Annotated in this window: 11 protein-coding genes; 9 read left to right on the top strand and 2 right to left on the bottom strand. The window is 71.0% G+C overall.

Going from position 1 to position 14,460, the window contains the following annotated elements:
- Positions 1–4 precede the first annotated feature (4 nt).
- Both ACIA77_RS10740 and ACIA77_RS10745 read left to right on the top strand, forming a co-directional pair.
- Positions 5–2,959, top strand: coding sequence for a transglycosylase domain-containing protein (locus tag ACIA77_RS10740; RefSeq protein WP_395885566.1), 2,955 nt, complete (start codon positions 5–7; stop codon positions 2,957–2,959).
- Between the two features lie 262 nt (positions 2,960–3,221).
- Positions 3,222–5,816, top strand: coding sequence for a transglycosylase domain-containing protein (locus tag ACIA77_RS10745; protein ID WP_395885567.1), 2,595 nt, complete (start codon positions 3,222–3,224; stop codon positions 5,814–5,816).
- Between the two features lie 140 nt (positions 5,817–5,956).
- On the opposite strand, the gene ACIA77_RS10750 is transcribed toward ACIA77_RS10745, so the two are convergent.
- Entirely contained in the window at positions 5,957–7,021 is a 1,065-nt protein-coding gene (locus ACIA77_RS10750) for a Gfo/Idh/MocA family oxidoreductase (protein WP_395885568.1), read from the bottom strand.
- Positions 7,022–7,078: 57 nt separating this feature from the next.
- Between ACIA77_RS10750 and ACIA77_RS10755 the strand changes: the two genes are divergently transcribed.
- Positions 7,079–8,146, top strand: coding sequence for an ROK family transcriptional regulator (locus ACIA77_RS10755; RefSeq protein WP_395885569.1), 1,068 nt, complete (start codon positions 7,079–7,081; stop codon positions 8,144–8,146).
- Between the two features lie 36 nt (positions 8,147–8,182).
- Complete coding sequence (locus ACIA77_RS10760; protein WP_395885570.1) at positions 8,183–9,748, top strand: glycosyltransferase family 87 protein; 1,566 nt, start codon at positions 8,183–8,185, stop codon at positions 9,746–9,748.
- Here the strand turns inward: ACIA77_RS10760 and ACIA77_RS10765 are convergent.
- A complete protein-coding gene (locus tag ACIA77_RS10765) occupies positions 9,745–10,518 on the bottom strand; it encodes a deoxyribonuclease IV (RefSeq protein ID WP_395885571.1) in 774 nt (257 codons plus the stop codon). The two genes, ACIA77_RS10760 and ACIA77_RS10765, sit on opposite strands and share 4 nt — an antisense overlap.
- A 100-nt stretch (positions 10,519–10,618) precedes the next feature.
- On the opposite strand from ACIA77_RS10765, the gene ACIA77_RS10770 reads away from it, so the two are divergent.
- The 5 genes from ACIA77_RS10770 to ACIA77_RS10790 all read left to right on the top strand — a co-directional run bounded on the left by ACIA77_RS10770 (position 10,619) and on the right by ACIA77_RS10790 (position 14,444).
- Positions 10,619–11,446: a hypothetical protein gene (locus ACIA77_RS10770; RefSeq protein ID WP_395885572.1), complete on the top strand. Its 828-nt coding sequence runs from the start codon at positions 10,619–10,621 to the stop codon at positions 11,444–11,446.
- 133 nt (positions 11,447–11,579) lie between these two features.
- A complete protein-coding gene (locus ACIA77_RS10775) occupies positions 11,580–12,488 on the top strand; it encodes a hypothetical protein (protein ID WP_395885573.1) in 909 nt (302 codons plus the stop codon).
- A gap of 97 nt (positions 12,489–12,585) precedes the next feature.
- Complete coding sequence (locus tag ACIA77_RS10780) at positions 12,586–13,479, top strand: hypothetical protein (RefSeq protein ID WP_395885574.1); 894 nt, start codon at positions 12,586–12,588, stop codon at positions 13,477–13,479.
- A gap of 102 nt (positions 13,480–13,581) precedes the next feature.
- Positions 13,582–13,908 (top strand): 30S ribosomal protein S6, encoded by a 327-nt coding sequence (gene rpsF, locus ACIA77_RS10785; RefSeq protein WP_204092418.1) that lies wholly within the window; start codon positions 13,582–13,584, stop codon positions 13,906–13,908.
- Between the two features lie 17 nt (positions 13,909–13,925).
- The gene (locus ACIA77_RS10790) at positions 13,926–14,444 is read left to right on the top strand and encodes a single-stranded DNA-binding protein (RefSeq protein ID WP_395885575.1); all 519 of its coding nucleotides are present in this window, start codon (positions 13,926–13,928) and stop codon (positions 14,442–14,444) included.
- The last annotated feature ends 16 nt before the right edge of the window (positions 14,445–14,460 follow it).

Raw genomic sequence — 14,460 nt, forward strand, 5'->3', positions numbered from 1 at the left:
ATTCGTGAACGACGACCGCAACCGCTCCTGGCCCGGCCAGGAGCCCGATGCACCTCGCCGTGCCCAGTGGCCGGAGGAAGAACCGGGACCCGCGTGGCCGGGTGAGGACGCGCCGCGCCGCCCGCAACGGCAAGCGCCCCCGCGCCGCAACCCGAACGGCGGCGGACCGCGTCCGCAGCGAGCCGCCCGCGGCGGTGGCGGTGGCGGTGGCGGTCCCGAATGGCCGAGCTCCGACGAGCAGAACACCCAGAAGCCCCAGCAGAACCCACAGTGGCCATCGTCCGACGACGCGCCCCGCCGTCCGCAGCGGCCGCAGCGGCAGGCGCCCCAGCGTCCGCAACGCCCCACCGGCCAGGGCGGGATGCCGCCGCGCCGGCAACCACCGCCGCCGCCCCCGGGCAACCGCCCGCCGGGGCCGAACGGCGCGCCCGCGAGCCCGCCACAGGGTTTCCGCCAGCCGGCTCCGGGTGGTCCAGGCCGCCCGAACGGGTCCGGACCGGCTCGCCGTCCGCCGCAGGGCCGTCCGGCTCCGCCGCCCCCGCAGCCGTCGTACCCGGACCGCGAACCGGAGCTGATCACCCACGCCGCGCACACCGGCATGGACAGCTTCGGCTACGACCCGTACGACGACCGCTACGACGACGACTACGACCGCGACGGTACCTCGCTGGCGCAGTACTCGGACGAGGACGACTTCGAGGACGAGGGCCCCGAGCTCGACGAGAACGGCAAGCCGGTGAAGCAGCCGCTCACGCCCAGGCAGCGCAAGAAGCGCCGCTGGAAGATCATCCGGCGCTGCGCGTACGCGTTCGTGGGTCTGTTCATCGTGCTGCCGGCCGTCGCATTCGTCATCACGTACTTCCTGGTGAAGGTTCCTTCCCCGCAGGACGTCAAGGCGTTGCAGAGCCAGCCGGTCACCTTCTTCTACGCCAACAACCAGGTGATGGGCCGCAGCGTCCCGCCCGGCGGCGACCGGGAACTGCTGCAGCCGAACCAGATCCCCGACGTGGTCAAGCACGCCGTGTACGCGGCTGAGGACAAGACGTTCGAGACCAACTCGGGCTTCGACATCAAGGGCATCCTGGGCGCGGTGTTCAACCAGGTCACCGGCGGTACCGGTGGTGGTTCGACCATCTCGCAGCAGTACATCAAGAAGGCGACGGAGAACGACGCCCCGACGCTGACCCGCAAGTGGACCGAGCTCGCGAAGTCGTTCAAGCTCAACAACGAAGAGTCCAAATCGGACATCATCACGGGCTACCTGAACATCGTCTACTTCGGCCGCGGTGCCAACGGCGTGGCGGCAGCCGCGAAGGCGTACTTCGGCAAGGACGTGAACCAGCTGTCCGCGTCGGAGAGCGCGCTGCTGGCCGGTCTGATCCAGGGCCCGAGCCGCTCCGAGGACCAGGCGTACACCCAGAAGCGGTGGAGCTACGTCATGGACCAGATGGTGGCGAACGGCTGGCTCCCCCAAGCCGACCGCGCCAAGGCGACGTTCCCGACGATGGTGCCCAAGGGTTCGCAGAGCAAGCAGGACGCCGGCACGCTGGACTACTTCATCCAGCAGCGGATCATGGACGAGCTCGAAGCCAGGGGCTACGACCAGGACAAGCTCTACTCCACCGGCGCGAAGATCTACACGACGATCGACCCCGCCGCGCAGCAAGCCGCCGTGCAGGCGGTGCAGGACAACATGAAGGGTCAAACCGACTCGAACATCCTGGGAGCTCTGGTCGCCGTCGACCCGAGAACCGGCGGGGTCCTCGCGTACTACGGTGGCCCGAACACGGTCAAGGGCGACGACGGCAAGACCGCGCTGGCCAACGACTGGGCGAACACACCGCAGAACCCGGGCTCGTCGATGAAGCCGTACGACCTCACCGCGTTCCTCAAGATGGGGAAGGGCCTCGGCGAGACCTTCGACGGCACCAACAACCGTGAGCTCGGCGGTCGCGTCGTGCGCAACGCGGGTGAAAGCGCCAGCTGTGGCCCGCAGTGCACGGTCAAGAAGGCCATGGAGGTCTCGGCCAACACCGTGTTCTACGACATGGTCCTGAACGTGACGAAGCCCGCCCCGGTCGCGGAAGCCGCGAAGGAAGCCGGTGTCCAGCCGGCTCCGAACGGCAAGGCCCGGCTCGGCATCGACGACGCCAACATCGCGCTCGGCGGTGGTGCGACGGCGGTAACCCCGGAGGACCAAGCCGCGGGTTACGCGACCTTCGCGTCGGGCGGGATCCGTCGCGACCAGCACTTCGTCTCGAAGCTCACGAACTCGCAGGACGAGGTGGAGTTCGACGACACCCAGACGCAGGGCAAGCCGGCGTTCGACCCCGACGAGCAGAAGAGCCAGCAGATCGCGGGCAACGTCACCGACGCGCTCCAGCCGGTCATCAAGGAATCCCACCTGAAGTGCCCGACCGGCCACGACTGCGCCGGCAAGACCGGTACGCAGCAGTACGACCCGAAGAAGACCGACCCGGCGTCCTACGACGACCGCAACGCCCAGACCTGGATGGTGGGCTACACCCCGTCCGTCTCCGCGGCGGTGTGGATCGGCGGCGACGGCAACAAGCCGTTGCACGACAAGAACAACAAGCCGATCTTCGGTGCGACCATCGCGGGCCCGGCGTGGCAGGACTTCATGGACACCTACCTCAAGGGCAAGCCCAGCGAGAAGTTCCCGAAGGTCCAGCCCATCGGCAAGGACGCGGACACCGTGACCACCACGAGCCGCACCTCGAGCGCCGTGACCACGACGTCCAGCCCGACCACGACGAAGTCGACGCCGACCACCACGTCGAGCACGTCGACGAGCGAGACCACCACGTCGGAGACGACCACCTCGCGCACCCGCCCAACCGGGATCTTCGGCGGCGGTCCGGGTGGTCCCGGCGAAGGCGGTGGTCCGATCACCGGCGGAGGTGGCGAGGCCGGCGCCGAGCCGAGACCGACCGGGTAGCGGCCCGTTCCGACGAACGCGAGGGCTCCTCTCCAGCCGGAGGGGAGCCCGTCGTCGTGTCGGACCCCGCCCGCGAGTGACGCAGACTACATCGCCCAGCCGGTACAGTTGCCGTATTTTTGTCCGGTTCACGTCGTGCCGGCGTGGTCACGCAGAGACAGATTCCGCCGGTTGAGTGAACCCACCCCACCCTCGGTGCGTCCCCTTGTGAAGAGGGGCTCTGCGCCCGCAGCACGCCCGAGTCCGAGAAGAGGATCCGCACGTGAACGACGACCGCAACCGCTCCTGGCCCGACCGGGATCCCGACCCGCGGCGTCAACCACCCCCTCCGGGCGGGCAGGCGCCGCCGCCGTGGGCCCGCAACCAGCCGCAAGGCGGTGCGCCGCGGACACCGCCACCCGGCACGCCGGGGCCGCGGGTGCAGCCGAACCGGCCCGGCACACCGCCGCCCGGGTTCCGGCAGCCGCCGCCGGGCGCGCGCCGGCCCGGGCAGGGCCCGCAGCAGCCGCGGCGCGAGCCGGAGCTGATGACGCACCACGTGCACAACGGCACCGTGGACGACCAGTACGGCAACGACCCGTACGGCGAGGGTCCCCTCGACCCGGACGACGTCTTCCCCGCCGAGCCGGCGCTCGACGCGAAGGGCAGACGCGTCCTCACGCCGGCGCAGCGCAAGAAGCGCCGCTGGAAGATCATCCGCCGCTGCGCGTACGCGTTCGTCGGCATCTTCATCGTCATCCCCGCGATCGCGTTCGTGATCACGTACTTCAGCGTCGACGTGCCCTCGCCGCAGAGCGTCGCGCAGGGGCAGAGCCAGGCCGTGACGTACCTCTACGCCGACGGCAGCCCGATGGGCAAGGACGTACCGTCCGGCGGCAACCGGCAGATCCTCACCGCCGACCAGATCCCCGACGTCATGAAGCACGCCGCGATCGCGACCGAGGACTCGTCGTTCGAGACCAACTCGGGCTTCGACGTCACGGGCATCCTGCGCGCGGTCTACAACCAGGTCACCGGCGGCACCGGTGGCGGGTCGACGATCTCGCAGCAGTACATCAAGAAGGCCACGGACAACGACGCGCCCACGCTGACCCGCAAGTGGACCGAGCTGGCCAAGTCCTTCAAGATGAACCAGACGTACTCGAAGCAGGACATCATCACCGCGTACCTGAACATCATCTACTTCGGGCGCGGGGCGTACGGCGTCGGCGCGGCGTCGCAGGCCTACTTCCACAAGGACGTCAAGGACCTCACCTTCTCCGAAGCGGCGCTGCTGGCCGGCCTCATCCAGCAGCCGGGCCGGTCGGAGAACTCGAAGGTCGCGCACGACCGGTGGAACACCGCGCTCGACCGCATGGTGGAGAACCACTACATCACCGCGGCCGACCGCAAGGCCGCGCAGTTCCCCACGCCGATCCCGCTGTCGGAGAGCAAGGACGACTCGGGCGCGCCGTACGCCTTCATCACCGACCAGGTGAAGGCCGAACTCGCGGCCCACGGCATCTCGGACGACCAGTACTACTCCGGCGGCTACACGATCCAGACCACCATCGACCCGAAGGCGCAGGCGGCGGCCGAGCAGCTGAGCACCGACGCGCTCAAGGACCAGTCGGACAACCGGCTGCTCGACGCACTCGTGGCCGTCGACCCGAAGACCGGCGGCGTGCTCGCGTACTACGGCGGTCCGACGATCGTCGACGTGGACGGCCAGAAGCAGGCCGCGCGCGACTGGGCCGACACGCCGCAGAACCCCGGTTCGTCGATGAAGCCGTACGACCTGACGGCGTTCCTCAAGATGGGCAAGGGGATCAACTCGACCTTCGACGGCCGCAACAACCGCGAGTTCGACGGGCGCATCGTCCGCAACGCCGGTGACAGCGACAGCTGCTCGGAGCAGTGCACCGTCGCGGAGGCCATGAAGATCTCGGCGAACACGGTGTTCTACGACATGGTCCTCAACCAGACGAAGCAGGGCCCGGTCAAGCAGGCCGCCGAGGAAGCCGGTGTGAAGACCAAGGACAACGGCGGCGGCAACTCGCAGATCGACATCTCGAACAACAACATCTCGCTCGGCGGTGGCGACACCAAGATCACGCCGGCCGACCAGGCTTCGGCGTACGCCACCTTCGCTTCGGGCGGCCAGCAGCGCGACCGGCACTTCGTGCTGAAGGTGACGAACTCGCAGAACGAGGTCGCCTACGAAGCGGAGGCGCAGCCGGGCAAGTCGGCGTTCGCCGACGGCGACCCGGAGCTGAGCAAGCAGATCGCGGGCAACGTGACCGACACGCTCGAGCCCGTGATCGGGTTCTCGAAGCTGAAGTGCCCGACCGGCCACGAGTGCGCCGGCAAGACGGGGACGCAGCAGCACACCCGGCGCCCGGACGAGCCGGCTTCGGCGGCCAACGCCAACGCGCAGACGTGGATGGTCGGCTACACGCCGTCGGTTTCCGTGGCGGTGTGGGTCGGCGCCGACGGTGACCAGGCGCTGCACGGCAAGGGCAGCTCGCCGATCTTCGGGTCCACGATCGCCGGTCCGCTGTGGCAGAAGTTCATGAACACCTACTTCACGGGCAAGCCGGGCGAGAGGTTCGACCAGGTGCCGCTCATCGGCAACGAGGTGCCGCCGTCCGACCAGTCCACGGACGCAGGCGTCCCGCCCACGGGCATCACCCCGACCGACACGCCGGATCCCAACCCGGGTAATGGCGACGGCAACAACCCCGTGAACCCGGGCGACCCGAACGGGCCGACCGACGGCAGCTTCCCGTCGTTCCCCTCGCACATCCCGAAGCCGCCGAAGCACACACCCACGGGTGACCCGACGCCGACGGATACGGGCGGCGCACCCACCCCATGACCGGGAGTCGCACGAGAAAGAGGCGCCCCCATCCGGGAAACCGGGTGGGGGCGCCTCTTTTCGCGCCCGCCAGTAGAGCGGGAGGCCGCGAGTTCGACGCTGGGGGTCGCCGAGTTCGCGGCCGGGTCTGGTGACCGCGGTCAGTCGAGCGTGATGACACGGCCTTCGGTGCCGGAGCGGTGCGCGGCTTCGATCACGCGCAGCGCGGCGACCGACCCCGCCGGGTCGACGGGGAACGCCCCTTCGCCGCGCAGCGCGTCGCGGACCTGCGCGTAGAAGTCCTCGTAGCGGCCGACCTCGGTGGGCACGACCTCGGTGTGGTCGGTGCCGTCGTCGACACCCAGGACGCCCGCGTCGGCCTCGGGCTCGACACCCCAGCCTTGGTCGCCGGGGCGCAGACCGTCCTTGATCTGGGGTTCCTGGACGTCGAGGCCGTACTTGGTGAACGCGGCGCGGTCGCCGAGCACGCGGAAGCGCGGGTTGCGCGTGGCGGCCAGAGCGGAGCTCCACAGGTGCGAGCGGACGCCGCTCGCGTGGTGCAGCGCGACGAACACGTCGTCGTCGACCTGCACGCCGGGGCGGCGGCGGTCGACCTCCGCGTAGACCTGGGTGACCGGGCCGAACAGCTGCAGCGCTTGGTCGACGATGTGCGCACCGAGGTCGTAGAGCAGGCCGCCGGCTTCGGCGGGGTCGCCGAGTTCGCGCCAGTTGTCCTTGATCTTCGGCACCCAGCGGTCGTAGCGGGACTCGAAGCGGAAGACGTCGCCGAGCCGGCCGGAGTCGATGACCTTGCGGACGGTGAGGAAGTCGGAATCCCAGCGGCGGTTCTGGAAGACGGTGAGGCCGACGCCCTTGGCCTTCGCGGCGGCGACGACCGTTTCGGCCTCGGCCGCGGTCGGCGCGAACGGCTTGTCGACGACCACCGGCAGGCCCAGCTCGATCGCCTGCAGCGCGAGCGGCACGTGGGTGCGGTTCGGGGTGCTCACCACGACCAGGTCGAGGTCCTCCGCGTGGGCGAAGAGCGCGTCGGCGTCCGGGACGATCTCGGCGTCCGGGTACTCCGCGCGCGCCTGCGAAGATCGCTCCGGGTTCTTCGTCACGATCACCGCCGGGGTGAGCCCCGGCGTCGCCGCGACCAGCGGCGCGTGGAAGACGCGGCCACCGATGCCGTACCCGAGGATGCCCACCCGCAAGTCATCAGCCATGGGCCACATTAAACAACACTGTTGCGTAATTGGCCAGTTCTTCGGGAGGATCACCGGATGGCAGAGACCGGGGTCAACCTGCGCGGGCTGCGCCGCCACAACCGGGCGCTGCTGCTCGGCCACATCCTGCGCGCGGGCGGGCTCAGCCGCGTCGAGCTGGCCGAGCGCACGGGCCTGACGCAGCAGGCCGTGTCCAAGATCGTCGCCGAGCTGCTCGAGACGCAGCTGCTCGACGTCGAGCGCCAAGCCTCGGCCGGCGTCGGCAAGCCGCGCACGCTGCTGCGCATCCGTCCCGGCGCGCGGTGCGCCCTCGGCGCGCAGCTGGACCGAGACGGGTTCCTCGTGCTGCGCACCGGCCTGTCCGGTGAGGTCGAGGCGTCGGCCGAGGGCGCGCTGCCCGCCGGCTTCACGCCCGAGCAGGCCGTGACCGCCGTGGCCGACGCGACGCACCAGCTGCTCGCCGGCGTCGCCCCCGAGCGGGTGCTCGGCCTCGGCGTCGGCGCGGTGGGACCACTCGATCACCGGGAGGGCCGCGTCCGCGACGCCACAAACATGCCGGGCTGGCACGACGTGCCCCTTCGCGACCTGCTCGCCGAGCGCACCGGACTGCCCGTGACGCTCGACAAGAACACCAACTCCGCCGCCGTCGCGCACACGTGGCCGGACCCGCCGGCAACGGCCACGGCCGTGGTCCTCGTCGGCACGGGCATCGGCGTCGGACTGCTGGTCGACGGCACCGTGTACCGCGGACCGCGCACCAACGCGGGTGAGTTCGGCCATACCACGATCGCCTACGACGGCCCGCGCTGCGCCTGCGGCCGCCGCGGCTGCGTCGAGATCATGCACCGCTCGGCGGCCACGCCGGCCGAGGCCGCGCGGCTGCTCGGGATCGGGCTCGCCGACCTCGTGCAGGTCCTCGACCTGGAGCGCGTCGTGTTGTTCGGCCGCACGATCCGCGCGGCGCCGGACGTCTACCGCGACACGGTGGCGGCGCAGCTGCGTGACCTGCTGCCGGTGCCGCAGTGGCAGCGCACCGACGTGGAGCTGAGCGACCTCGGCGAGGAGGCCGTGGCCCTCGGTGGGGCGTTCGAGGTACTTGCCCGGTTCTACGAGGACCCGAAATGACAGGCGCCTGACCTGCGGGCAGATAGCATCCGCGACGTGCCCGACCAAGCCACCGCCGAAGAGCCGGACGCGGCTCCCCGCACGCTGACCCCAGCGGAGCGGATCGTGCCCAGCTGGAACGACCCGCTGGCCGCCGCGGCGACGAGACCGATCGGCGGCCCGCTGGGCGAACACGCCGCCGTGGGGCGGCACTGGTTCTGGTCGCCCCAGCGCGTGGGCCTCGGCCTCGCGGTGCTCGCACTGGTGTTGTGCTGGTTCGGCAAGGCCTCCTGCATCCAGCAGTACACGGACTCGGCGGGCGTGAACCAGCTCGACTGGCGCGCGGGCCGCCCGTTCGTCGCGATGTGCTACTCCGACATCGTGCCGCTCTACAGCTCGGAGCGGCTCAACGACCCGCGTACGTTCCCGTACGTCTCGTCCTGGAAAGAGGACACGCAGACGGCCGAGGACCAGACCCGGTACATGGAGTACCCCGTGCTCACGGGGCTGTTCCAGTGGATCAACGCGAAGCTCGCCGCGGGCTGGCTGTCCATCGCGGACTCCGGCTGGCTGCCCGGCGCGCTGCCGGTGGCGATCTACTTCAACATCTCCGCGTTCTGGCTCGCCCTCGCCTGGCTCGTCACGGTGTGGGCGACCGGGCGGACCGTGAAACGCCGGCCCTGGGACGCCGTGCTGGTGGCGATCTCGCCGCTGGTGCTGGTGCAGGCGTTCACGAACTTCGACGCGATCGCCACCGCGTGCACGGCCGCCGGGATCCTCGCGTGGTCGCGCAGACGACCGGAGATCGCCGGCGTGCTGCTCGGGCTGGGAGCCGCGGCGAAGCTGTACCCGTTGCTGCTGCTCGGGGTGCTGTTCGTGCTGTGCCTGCGCGCCGGGAAGCTGCGCGCGTGGGGCCGCACCGCGGGCTTCGCCGTGCTGGCGTGGCTGGTGGTGAACGTGCCGTTCATCCTCGTCGCCACGCGCGGCTGGTGGGAGTTCTTCCGGCTCAACACGCTGCGCCCGATGGACCCGGACTCGCTCTTCAACGCGCTCTCGTACGCCACCGGCTGGACCGGCTTCGACGGCGTACTCCAAAAAGGGCAGCCGCCGGCGGTGCTCAACACCGTGATCGCCGTGCTGTTCCTGGCCTGCTGCGCCGGCATCGCGTACATCGCGCTGACCGCGCCGCGGCGCCCGCGCTTCGGCCAGCTCGCATTCCTCGTGGTGGCCGCGTTCCTGCTGACGAACAAGGTGTGGAGCCCGCAGTACTCGCTGTGGCTCGTGCCGCTGGCCGTACTCGCGATCCCGCGCTGGCGCCTGCTGCTGGGCTGGATGGTGATCGACGCGCTGGTCTGGGCGCCGCGGATGTTCTACTACCTCGGCGTCGACCACAAGGGCCTGCCGGAGGGCTGGTTCCTCGGCACGGTCGCGGTGCGCGACCTCGCCGTGGTCGGCCTGTGCGTGCTCGTGATCCGCGAGATCTACCGCCCGCGCACGGACCTCGTCCGCCTGGCCGGCGACGACGACCCCGCCGGCGGCGTGCTGGAGCGCACCCGCGACCGGGTGAAGTTCGCCGGGTTCCGGCACCGCCGATCCGCGCCGGCGGTGCCCGGAACGTCCTAACCGGCCTGCTTGCGCACGTAGGCGATGTCCGCGGCCTGGCCCTCGCTCGGCGTCTCGACGACGACGGGGGCCCCGGCCTTGCGGGCGACCTCGGAGAGCAGCTCGGGGTCGATCGTGCCGTCGCCGCCGACGACGTTGGCGTGGCGGTCGCGGTTGGAGCCGAACTCGTCGCGCGAGTTGTTGAGGTGGACGAGGTCGATGCGGCCGGTGATGGCCTTGACCTTCTCCACGGCGTCGGCCAGCTCCCAGCCCGCGGCGTAGGCGTGGCAGGTGTCGAGGCAGAACCCGGCGCCGAACTCGCCGACCTCGTCCCACAGCCGCGCGATCACGTCGAGCTCGCGGGTGATGGCGTTCTCGCCGCCGGCCGTGTTCTCGATGAGGATCGGCACGGCGAAGCCACCCTTTTCGGCCTCGCGCTCGAAGAGCTTGCGCCAGTTGGTCAGCCCCTCGGCCACGTCGTCGCCCGCGCCCACGTGCCCGCCGTGCACGATCAGGCCCTTCGCGCCGATCGCGGCGGCGCCGTCGGCGTGCTGCGTGACGTTCTTGCGCGAGGGGATCCGGATGCGGTTGTTGAGCGACGCGACGTTGATCAGGTACGGCGCGTGGATGAACACCTCGACGGGCGACTCCTTGATCGCCTCGCCGTGCGGGTGCGGCTTCGGAGCCTTCCACCCCTGCGGGTCGGACAGGAAGAACTGGACGACGTCGGCTTCTCGCTCGGCGACGGCGGCCAGCGGATCGTCGTCGCGGACATGGGCGCCAATCTGCATGACAGCACGCTACCCCGGGTGAATCCGCACCTGACGCCCCAGTTGGTCACGCTCGTCGAGTACCGTGAGCGCGTTCCGTGAACCACCTCGGAGGGTTTGCATGGGGAAGAACGCCGGCCGGATCACCACCCTGGGGCTCGCCGTCGCGGTGCCGGTTCTCTCGGCCGCGCTCACGTTCCCCGCCACGGCCTCCGCGGATCCGAGCCCGACGATCGACGGCGACTGCGCGGCCACGCTGCAGAACGGCAAGTCCGGCACGGGCCTGTCCGTCGACGCCGGCGCCCCGCTCAACGCCCCCGACCGGCTCACGGTCGGCCTCGATTCGAAGGCGCAGCAAGCCGACGGGCAGCAGCCGCTGTTCACGCTCCCGGTGGGCGACGTCGTGCGCACGCTCGGCGTCGGCGAAACGCCGGCGGTGGGTGATCTGGCGGCGAACGGCGTGTGCCCGGCCGCGCAGAACACCGTAAACACCGTCGGCGACACCACGCAGAACGTGATCGGCGGCGCGACCGGCAACCCGCCGGGTCAGAACCCGCCCGAGGACAACCCGCCCGAGGACAACCCGCCGGGCGACAACCCGCCCGGGCAGACTCCGCCGGGCCAGAACCCGCCCGGCAGCAGCCTCAACCCCGTGGTCACCGGCCCCGGCGACCAGCTGGGCGACCTCGAGTCCATCGCGGGCATCTTCACCAACGCCGCGATGCTGCCGTCCGGGCTCGTGCAGGCGCCACCGGTGATCACGCAGGTCATCCCCGGACAGCTGCCCGCCGACCAGGTGCCGACCGTCGACGCGAAGAAGTCCGGCACCGCACAGGCGCTGCCCGCCGTGACGCCCCCGGCGAAGCTGCCGATGCTGCTCGCCGTGCTGGCGCTGGCCATCGTCGCGGCCGCGCTCGTGCGGGCGTGGCTGCGCCGCAAGCCCGCCTGACGCTCACGGGACGTGACCCGTACTTGCACCCGAACGCCTGACATCGGTGGCTGAGCGGGCGTCACCCGTTCCCGTTACCGTCGTTGTCCTGGGGAGACGGGGTCCGCCGCGACGCGCGAAGGAGCAGACGGCCATGCAGCACCGCACACGCAGGGCCACGGCCGTGGGCGCCGCGGCCTTCGTGCTGGCCGGTTCGGCCGTGTTCGCCGCGCCGGGGACCGCGTCCGCCGACACCCTCACGGCCCCGTGCGGCTCGACGATCACCGCGAAGCCCGGAGACCAGGTCAAGGGCACGACTCCGCTACTCGGGCTCCCGCTCGACCTCGGCGTGGTCGGCCAGGCGTCCGGCGTGTTGACGGGGACCGTCAACGCGCTGCTCGGCACGGTCTGCAAGGTCACCGTGAACGTGGTCAACACCGCCGTCGCCCCGGTGCCGGTCGTCGGCGCGCCCGCCGCGGGGGCGCTGAACAACACCGTCGCGGGCACCACGAACACGCTGCAGCAGGGCGTCGATTCCACGCAGCGCACGCTCACCGGCGGCTCGCCCGCGCAGCAGAACCCGGGCAGCCCGCAGCAGCCGCCGTCGGGCGCGACGGGTGCGCCGCAGGGCGGCACGCCGTCCGGGCAGAAGCCGATCCCCGACTCCAACAGCCCGCTGCTGCCCGGCGCGGGCGGCGGCGGTCCGTTCGCGTCGCTCTTCCCGGGCTTCTCGAACCTGCCGTTCAGCACGGGGTACGCGCCGATGCGCGACTACAGCGACATCCCGATGGCGATGGCTGGGCTGTTCTCGCCGTCGCCGGCGCTGCGCTACGGCAGCCAGATCCCGGGTTACGCGCCGCAGTACGGCCTCGCGAACCCGGCCCCGTCGGCCGGCAACGCGAGCGTGCAGAACGCGGGCGAGGCGCAGGCGTTACCGCCGGCCGGGGACAACCACACGAACGGGTTGGACTGGCCCGTGCTGGTGGCAGTTCTTGCACTCTCCGGAGTCAGCGCCGGACTGGTTCGGACCTGGGTGCTCCGCCGAATGGCCGCTGCGGCTTAGCCCGACTCACCAGTATCTTTTCGAGGTCCCGTTCGTTTTACCTGTCGCGATGGTCCCTGCCCGCGGACCCGCCCACGGACCTTGGAGGACTGCGCTCGTGCCGACGAACCCCACCTGGCTGAGATCCCGGCGTGCACTCAGCGTCACCGCGCTCGCCGCACTCCTGACCGGCGGCGCGTTCCTCGGCTCGGGAACCGCGTCGGCGGCGACGACGCTGGCGGGCCAGTGCACGGGCTCGGTGAGCGGCAGCATGGGTGACACGGTCGCGGTGCCGGGCTCTTCCGTCAGCACCATCGCGAAGCAGGCCGCCGCCGCGAAGCAGCAGTCGCTGCTGGGGCTCATCCCGCTCAACGGCGTGGACCCCACCGGCGTCGCGAACGCGCTCGCCGCCAAGACGCTCACCGTCGGGCAGGTGCCCAGCTCCGCGGGCGGGACGATCGAGGGCAAGGCCATCGGCGCCGCCGTCGGGCAGGCGCTGCAGGGCAACTCCGCGCTCGGCTGGAGCGCCGACACGAAGAAGCAGGTCCTCGACGCGATCACCAGCGCGGTCACGTCGAACTGCGGGCTGACCACGCTCGCCACGAACTACCAGCCGCCGACGTCGTCCTCGGCGCCCAGCTCGGCGTCCGCCAACGCGCCGTCTTCGTCCGGCTCTGGCGAAGACCCGCTCGCCAACCTCGTGCCGGGCTCGACCGGCGGCACCGCACCGCGGCGCGACTACAACGGCATCCCGACCGCGACGCCCGGCGTCGCCGTCGCGCCCGGCGTCCGCTACGGCGCGGGCACGCTGCCCGGCTCCGCCGCGCCGGTGACCGGCGGCGAGAACCCGCAGGGCCAGGGGCCGGACATCCGCAACGCGGGCGACGCGGAGTCGGTCGCTTCGGCGGACAGCGCGTCGAGCGTGCAGCTGCCGATGCTGCTGGCGGTGATCGTGCTCGCCGGTGTGACGGCCGGGCTGGTCCGCACCTGGGTACTGCGCCGCGTGTCCTGACCCGCTTGCCGGGGCTGTCGGCCCCGCCGGGTATCCTTACCTGGACAAACCCTCCTGCCACGGATCCGCCGTGGCCGCAGAGCCCATAGGAGGTGAGTGGTTGTGTCACGCCATTACGAGGTAATGGTCATCCTGGACCCCACGCTCGACGAGCGCACGGTCGCCCCCACGCTGGACAACTTCCTCAACGTGATCCGCAATTCGGGCGGAAGCGTGGAGAAGGTCGACGTCTGGGGCCGCCGTCGCCTGTCGTACGAGATCAAGAAGCACGGCGAGGGCATCTACGCGGTGCTCGACCTGAACTCCGACGCGGACGCCGTCAAGGAGCTCGACCGGCAGCTGTCTCTGCAGGAGACCGTGCTGCGCACCAAGGTCATGCGGCGTGAGGTCAAGCGCGCCGCGGCCAAGCCCGTCGCCGCCAAGGCCTGAGCCGAAGGGACGTCCCCGTGGCCGGAGACACCGTCATCACGGTGGTCGGAAACCTGACTTCCGACCCCGAACTGCGTTTCACCCCGTCGGGTGCGGCGGTCGCGAACTTCACCGTCGCGTCCACCCCGCGCACGCTCGACCGGCAGACCGGCGAGTGGAAGGACGGCGAAGCGCTCTTCCTTCGCTGCAACATCTGGCGCCAGGCGGCGGAGAACGTCGCCGAATCGCTCACGCGCGGTGCCCGGGTGGTCGTGCAGGGCCGGCTCAAGCAGCGGTCCTTCGAGACCAAGGAAGGCGAGAAGCGCACCGTCGTCGAGCTCGAGGTCGACGAGATCGGGCCCTCGCTGCGCTACGCGACGGCGAAGGTCAACAAGGTCAGCCGCGGTGGCGGCGGCGGTGGTGACTTCGGCGGTGGCGGCGGCGGTGGCAACCGCGGCGGCGGTGGCGGCGGCATGCCGGCCGACGACCCGTGGGGCTCGGCCCCGCCGGCCGGCGGTGGCGGCGGCGGCGGCTTCTCCGACGAGCCCCCGTTCTGATCTTTCGTTCTTCCTC

It is taken from the genome of Amycolatopsis sp. NPDC051903, assembly GCF_044452505.1.
Taxonomy (GTDB): domain Bacteria; phylum Actinomycetota; class Actinomycetes; order Mycobacteriales; family Pseudonocardiaceae; genus Amycolatopsis.

Excerpts from the sequence above, each read along its gene's own strand:
- ACIA77_RS10775 (WP_395885573.1), top strand. The coding sequence starts at position 11,580 with ATGCAGCACCGCACACGCAGGGCCACGGCCGTGGGCGCCGCGGCCTTC.
- ACIA77_RS10755 (WP_395885569.1), top strand. The coding sequence starts at position 7,079 with ATGGCAGAGACCGGGGTCAACCTGCGCGGGCTGCGCCGCCACAACCGG.
- ACIA77_RS10770 (WP_395885572.1), top strand. The coding sequence starts at position 10,619 with ATGGGGAAGAACGCCGGCCGGATCACCACCCTGGGGCTCGCCGTCGCG.
- ACIA77_RS10750 (WP_395885568.1), bottom strand. The coding sequence starts at position 7,021 with ATGGCTGATGACTTGCGGGTGGGCATCCTCGGGTACGGCATCGGTGGC.
- ACIA77_RS10765 (WP_395885571.1), bottom strand. The coding sequence starts at position 10,518 with ATGCAGATTGGCGCCCATGTCCGCGACGACGATCCGCTGGCCGCCGTC.